This is a genomic window from Acinetobacter sp. 243_ASPC (assembly GCF_001054715.1).
GTDB lineage: Bacteria > Pseudomonadota > Gammaproteobacteria > Pseudomonadales > Moraxellaceae > Acinetobacter > Acinetobacter soli.
On the sequence record NZ_JVOR01000116.1, the window covers coordinates 1 to 5,498 of the forward strand.

At 44.2% G+C, this 5,498-nt stretch carries 5 protein-coding genes; all 5 read right to left on the bottom strand.

Annotated features, from left to right (window positions below; all coding sequences use genetic code 11):
* Window positions 1–3,021 (bottom strand): host specificity protein J (locus ADA42_RS15525; protein ID WP_048766115.1); only part of this gene is annotated, 3,021 nt, incomplete at its 3' end.
* A 54-nt stretch (window positions 3,022–3,075) separates the two neighbouring features.
* Window positions 3,076–3,654 (bottom strand): tail assembly protein, encoded by a 579-nt coding sequence (locus ADA42_RS15530; RefSeq protein WP_048766116.1) that lies wholly within the window; start codon window positions 3,652–3,654, stop codon window positions 3,076–3,078.
* On the bottom strand, window positions 3,644–4,405 hold the full coding sequence (locus ADA42_RS15535; RefSeq protein WP_048766118.1) for a C40 family peptidase: 762 nt from the start codon (window positions 4,403–4,405) through the stop codon (window positions 3,644–3,646). Before ADA42_RS15535 ends, ADA42_RS15530 begins: the two co-directional genes overlap by 11 nt.
* Window positions 4,406–4,417: 12 nt before the next feature.
* On the bottom strand, window positions 4,418–5,224 hold the full coding sequence (locus tag ADA42_RS15540; RefSeq protein WP_048766119.1) for a phage minor tail protein L: 807 nt from the start codon (window positions 5,222–5,224) through the stop codon (window positions 4,418–4,420).
* Window positions 5,208–5,498: hypothetical protein (locus ADA42_RS18525; RefSeq protein ID WP_161798556.1), on the bottom strand; the 291-nt coding region annotated here is incomplete at its 5' end. The genes ADA42_RS18525 and ADA42_RS15540, both read right to left, overlap by 17 nt.

Consider the following 5,498-nt stretch of genomic DNA (forward strand, 5'->3'; position numbering starts at 1 on the left):
ATCTTGATCAGCAGTCAGAGGTGTGACTTTCGCATAGACACCATCGAGTTTTGTTGATGCAGCACTCAAATCATCTGCTACGACATCAATTTCTTGACGCACCGCAGCAAACGAGTTTTCTGTACTTTGCTTATAGGTATCAACAACAGACAAGACATGCTCATCACCAGCAACACGCTGCTGGCTTTCATGTGTCAGACCATCACTAAGATTTTGAACAGCACTGATGCGAGCTTGTGATTCTGACGCGATATTATCTGCAACTTGATTCACAGCAGTAATACGCTGTTGACGTTCTTGATCTATATCTCCATTTAAGTTTTGAACATCACTGATACGGGCCTGTGATTCTGATGCAATATCATCAGCAAGTTTCTCGACATCATTGATACGCTGCTGACGTTCTACAGCCAAATTCTGATTAGCTTGATCTGCAGTATTTTTGGCATCTTGAATACGTTGATCATAAACAGTCAGATCACCTTCAATGACGTCAATCTTGTCGATTTTCTGCTGTAAATCCTGATGCAGTTGCGTTTCAGTAATTTTTCCAGACAAGATATCTAAAACATCTGATGCATCCGCAGAAGTCGTAGCGCTGGTCCACTCGGACCACTCACCCACATTGCCGATACGATCGATCAATCGAGCCTGATAGAACTGAGTTAAATTAGGCTGCAAACCCTGAATGGTGTGTGTACAGGTCGGATATGCAAACAGGCCAAGTTGAGCAATGTTACTGTTACCATTCGGCGAAACTTGGATCTCTGTATAGGCGGTATCAAGCGCACCTAATGGAAAGCCCCAATTCAATTTCATACCAAACAAGATACCAGTCGCTTCAATAAACGCGACTTTAGGTGGCTTACCTTGCTTACCCGATAAGGCGGTCAGGTTTGAAGTGGTTGCCAATGATGCAACATCAAAAGCTGAGATTGCAGTGACACGTGCCGTATAGCTTCCAGCATAAATGCCTTGAACTTCAACGGACGTATTGCCAGTTAATGGTAATTTTATCCAGCTACCATCATCCTTACGCCATTCAACCAGATATTTAACGGCGTATTCCGCTTTATTCCAACTAATCACCATAGTAGCCACGCTCAGTCCCTGCTGAACAGAATCGTAAGCTTCGATTTGGATATCAGTTACTGCTGCCTGAGCAACAGGATTAATAATTGATACCGGAACATTTACTGTCGCGGCACCTGAGTCAATTTCATCAAATTTAGATGAATTGTATTCAAGTGCGGTTACCGTAAACTGATGTGAATCATCTTGTTTAACACTCATCACTCTAAACTTTCGTGTAGCAAGATCCGCTGAGTCAATGGTCCATGCATTTTGGGCAGCTACTGACTGCGCATCAAATGGCGTACTAACAACGACTTCACGGCCTGACACACTCAAGATTATTCGACTTGTTGCTTCGCCAGCTTCACTATTGATATAGATGGTATCGCCAGATTTAGCAGTAATCTCCCGATCTAAAGTAATGTGTTTAAAATCTTCGGAAATACTTGAAACTCGCCCACCGATGAAGCGACCTGCATAGTGGTTATCAGCAACCGATATCACTTTACCTGGTAGAGGAATATTCCCGTCTAAACCCACTTTAAAGGTCACTGACTGAGTATCTTTTTGTTCTGAACGAATCGCCCATGCACCTGCACGCTGTGCCTGCCCACGACTTGTGCACCCCCATGCATCGAGTTGAAGAACTTTCACTCCATGTTTGGCAATCGCAGCCTGATCACGTACAAACTCGTATTCAGTCTTAAACCGGTTATCTGGATTATCCCAAGCCACTTTGGCAACGGTGTGCCGGTCTCGAGCACGCGTGCCGGTATACTCGAAAGCACCGTCAATCACATTCGCATTGGTATAGTTGAAGAATACATCTTGAGGCATATCCGCATCACAGACGATACTGTCGCCATCCCAATATGAAATTGCTCGAAACACCCCTGCAAGGCGGCTCAATATCGTGTAAGCGTCGTCTGCAGATTGAATATAAACATTACAAGTAAAACGCGGTTCAAGCCCACCTGCACCATCTGAGACTAAACCATCGCAGTACTGCCCAAGCTTATAAAGAGATGCCTTATCGAGCATTTCTGTGCTAATACGTCCACCTAATCCGTAACGTTTTGCTGTACAGAGGTCGTAATAGATCCATGCTGGGTTGTTGGAATAAGCACGTTTGAATGATCCATCCCAGATTCCGCTATAGACACGTGTCTCAGGGTTGTAATTCGACGGCACACGAATTTTGGTACCACGAGCTCGAATTGCAACTTTGGCCACACTCGAAAAGGTTTCAGCATCATACTGCAATCCAAGTAATGCAGTGTTGGGATAACGGAACTTCGCATCGATGACTTCGGCATAGGATGCTACATACATCTGATCTGTGACATAGTCTGTACCTGCCGGAGGAGTGAGGCGGCGCACGCGAATGTTCCATCCAGATTCTGATTTTGGCAGATCAATTCGATGTGAACGCTCATAGCTTGCAGATGTTTTGTCGCTGATCTGCGTGTTTAATACTTCAACGTAGGCAGCGCCATCCGTAGATACATCCACTGCATAGCGGATGGTTACCCCTGTTACGTCACCAGTGGATGCATTGGTTGAACGTAAAGCTCCCCATTTGAGTCTTAGTCTGACAGCATTGATTTCCACATTGGTCAGTGAACGAACCCAAGCTGTGCTTTTAAGCTCTACATTTACATCAGTCTCGCTAGATACTTCCGGGAAACCCTCAATGTAAGTTTGATCATTGGTCCCATTTCGATAATCCCATGAGACAGATTCAAAATTTTTATTGCCATTGCTATCAAGTATGGGCGTTTCTTCCAGATAGATCCCCTGAGCACCATTGACTGGTCCTTCAATTTCTCCTTCCGCGTAACCGTACAAAATTTTGATATAGGTTTTAGATTGAGCTGAATCTGTTGCAACAACTGGCGTACGTGATGATGAGCTGGTTTTTTTGGCGCCCTTAACTTTTACATTCATGACTAATCCCACGCAAAAAAAAGGCGCTCAGGGCGCCAGTTCAATTATTAATTTTCAAAGCTGATCTTCTGGATATTGTCCGGCGGATATAATGAATCCCCCGACTTCACGCTCACCATAAAGGATTGCTACTGGATTGCCCTGAGCTACGGTAGTTACTGCTGAACCAAATCCGTGATTGGCGCGATTGCCGTCACTGTTGGCATCCTGCGTTGTTGTTTTCGGCATTAACATTTGCGCAATACCGCCTACAAACATACCAGCACCTGCACCGATCAAGGCCATACCGACGGCGGTACCTATACCAAAAGTAAATACCCCGACACCGAGCATAACCACACCCAGCACAGTCTGTAGTAGCCCACCCCCTGCACCCTCAACAATAGGTACAATTCGGATCAGCGCGGTACCAAGATTCATATCGACTTCTTTATCAGACAATGTTTGACGTTTATCGATAAAAATAGAAAACCGAAGCCCGTTGTGATGGGCATTCAGTAGAAACTGTTCAAGCCCATTGATTTGAACGGCCAGTAGGCGCATGGCATCTTGAACACTATTTACTTCCAGTCGCCACTCTTTGCCAAATTTCTCTCGAAGTACACCGTGAAAGCGTATTGTTTTAAAAGACATCTTTCATTTCCTCATGGCGTAAAATGAGCACAGTTCGCTCCTGCCAGTTCGGCCCATAGATTTCACGTTTAGAACTATGGCCATACGGATGATGTAAAATTAAAGTACTTCCGATTGCAGGATCTACTTGTTCCGACTTGAGTTGCCAGCGATCTCCGAGCCAGATCAAAGCATGATTCGGATGCGCAGTTCGACCCACTTTGCAAACTAGAATGTCACCGTAACGAGGCGTAGAAACTTGATAAAAACCGGCTGATTTGAAATTGGCCATATAAAGCGATGCGTGCACTTCATCTTCCCACCAGTTATCTTCTCGCTCAAAATCACGTAGCGAGATATCGAGCTCACGCGAATAAAAATCTTGAACTAAGGTGTAACAGTCCTGCCAACCATGAAAGTAGCTTCGTCCGAGTAAAGGTGCCTTGAATCCGCAGGGTTCGTACTTTGCAATCGAAAACTCAGGATAGGAGCAAATCAACCAAGGCTTTTGATGTAGTTCGATTTGATGGCGATCTAGGGCTGATGCCATAGTTGTTCCATCCGGATGAGAATGAACATAGGCTTGAATCTCAGCCTGATCTTCGATTCTGGCCAGTTCCATACTGTCAATTTCAAAGTTTAATCTTGGATTTTGTGCCACGTTTTTAAGTCGTATCAATTCTTGATCAACAATCACGCCACACATTTCGTCGGGATATGCCTCACTCGCTGCAGTCAAAATCTGCTTTTTAATTCTCGCTGTCAGTTTCATAGGACACCTTGTTTATCCGAATAAATTGGAAGCAGGAAAGCCACCGAAGTTTTCTTCGTTATTACGAGACTTGCAGGCAATTAAGCGACCAGAGCATTTGTCTTTTGATGGATCATCGGTAGCCTGATCTTTATCATCAAAGTATCGCAACCCAGTGTACTGACACTCCTCGCCGCGATAATCACCATTGATGCACCAGGTGCAGTAACCAGTAATATTACGGACAGGGATTTTTAGCCCTTCAAAATCAACAGGATTGGAAAGTTCAAACGTGACTGTCTGGCTATTTTCAGAAGTCTTCTGTTCGATATACCAGATTTGAGTCTTTGTCTGATTTGAATCGGCAGTTGGATTTCCGTTACTAAAATTTTCAGCATCCAAATACTTTGCAAGTGTTCGAATTACTTTGAGCTTTGCCCCTGCGAAATCCTCGAATTGCAGACAGTAAGCAGAGACAGCGCCTTGAATACCGTTAATGTTATTGGCCAGACTGAGTGAAGGACTTGAGGCTTTTCCCGTGGCATTCATTTCAAGGCCATCCACCTGTAAAGCCATAGGCTCAAACACTTGACCCTGCCAGATAATATTTCGCATCCAGACTTTTGAACTGCCTACATCAAAAAGCTTATCCGCTGAAATGAGCGTTGTATCTGCTGTGAAGCTAGTGCTGTCCACTGTCTGATAAATCTTCTGCCAGTCTTCATAAGAGATATGACCGTGAAAACGTAAAATGCCAGCTCCTAAGCTGCTGGCATCAAGTTCATAAAGCGTGATCAGTCCATCGACATACAGCTTTTGAAAATCACTGTTGAGGCTCATCTGGTAATTCTCCCAAACCATCTGACTTTAGAAATGTCCGCAAAGATTTACGATAATCAACAAGTACGGCTTTATCAGTGTTCAATTCTTCGAGATCACCATCTTCATCTTCAATTGCATCATTCAAACGTGTGATTTCAATACTGACCCGATCATATTCACTTTGTGCATGAATCATTTTTTGCTGTGCAGCAATTGCGGCTTTTTCAGCATCGGTGAAGTAATTTTGCGGATTCAGATGACGATCAATTTCTTCAGCGGTCATTGCTGTAAA

Bases quoted from the DNA above. Each gene is read 5' to 3' on its own strand.
- ADA42_RS15530 (WP_048766116.1), bottom strand. From the start codon at position 3,654: ATGTCTTTTAAAACAATACGCTTTCACGGTGTACTTCGAGAGAAATTT.
- ADA42_RS15535 (WP_048766118.1), bottom strand. From the start codon at position 4,405: ATGAAACTGACAGCGAGAATTAAAAAGCAGATTTTGACTGCAGCGAGT.
- ADA42_RS15540 (WP_048766119.1), bottom strand. From the start codon at position 5,224: ATGAGCCTCAACAGTGATTTTCAAAAGCTGTATGTCGATGGACTGATC.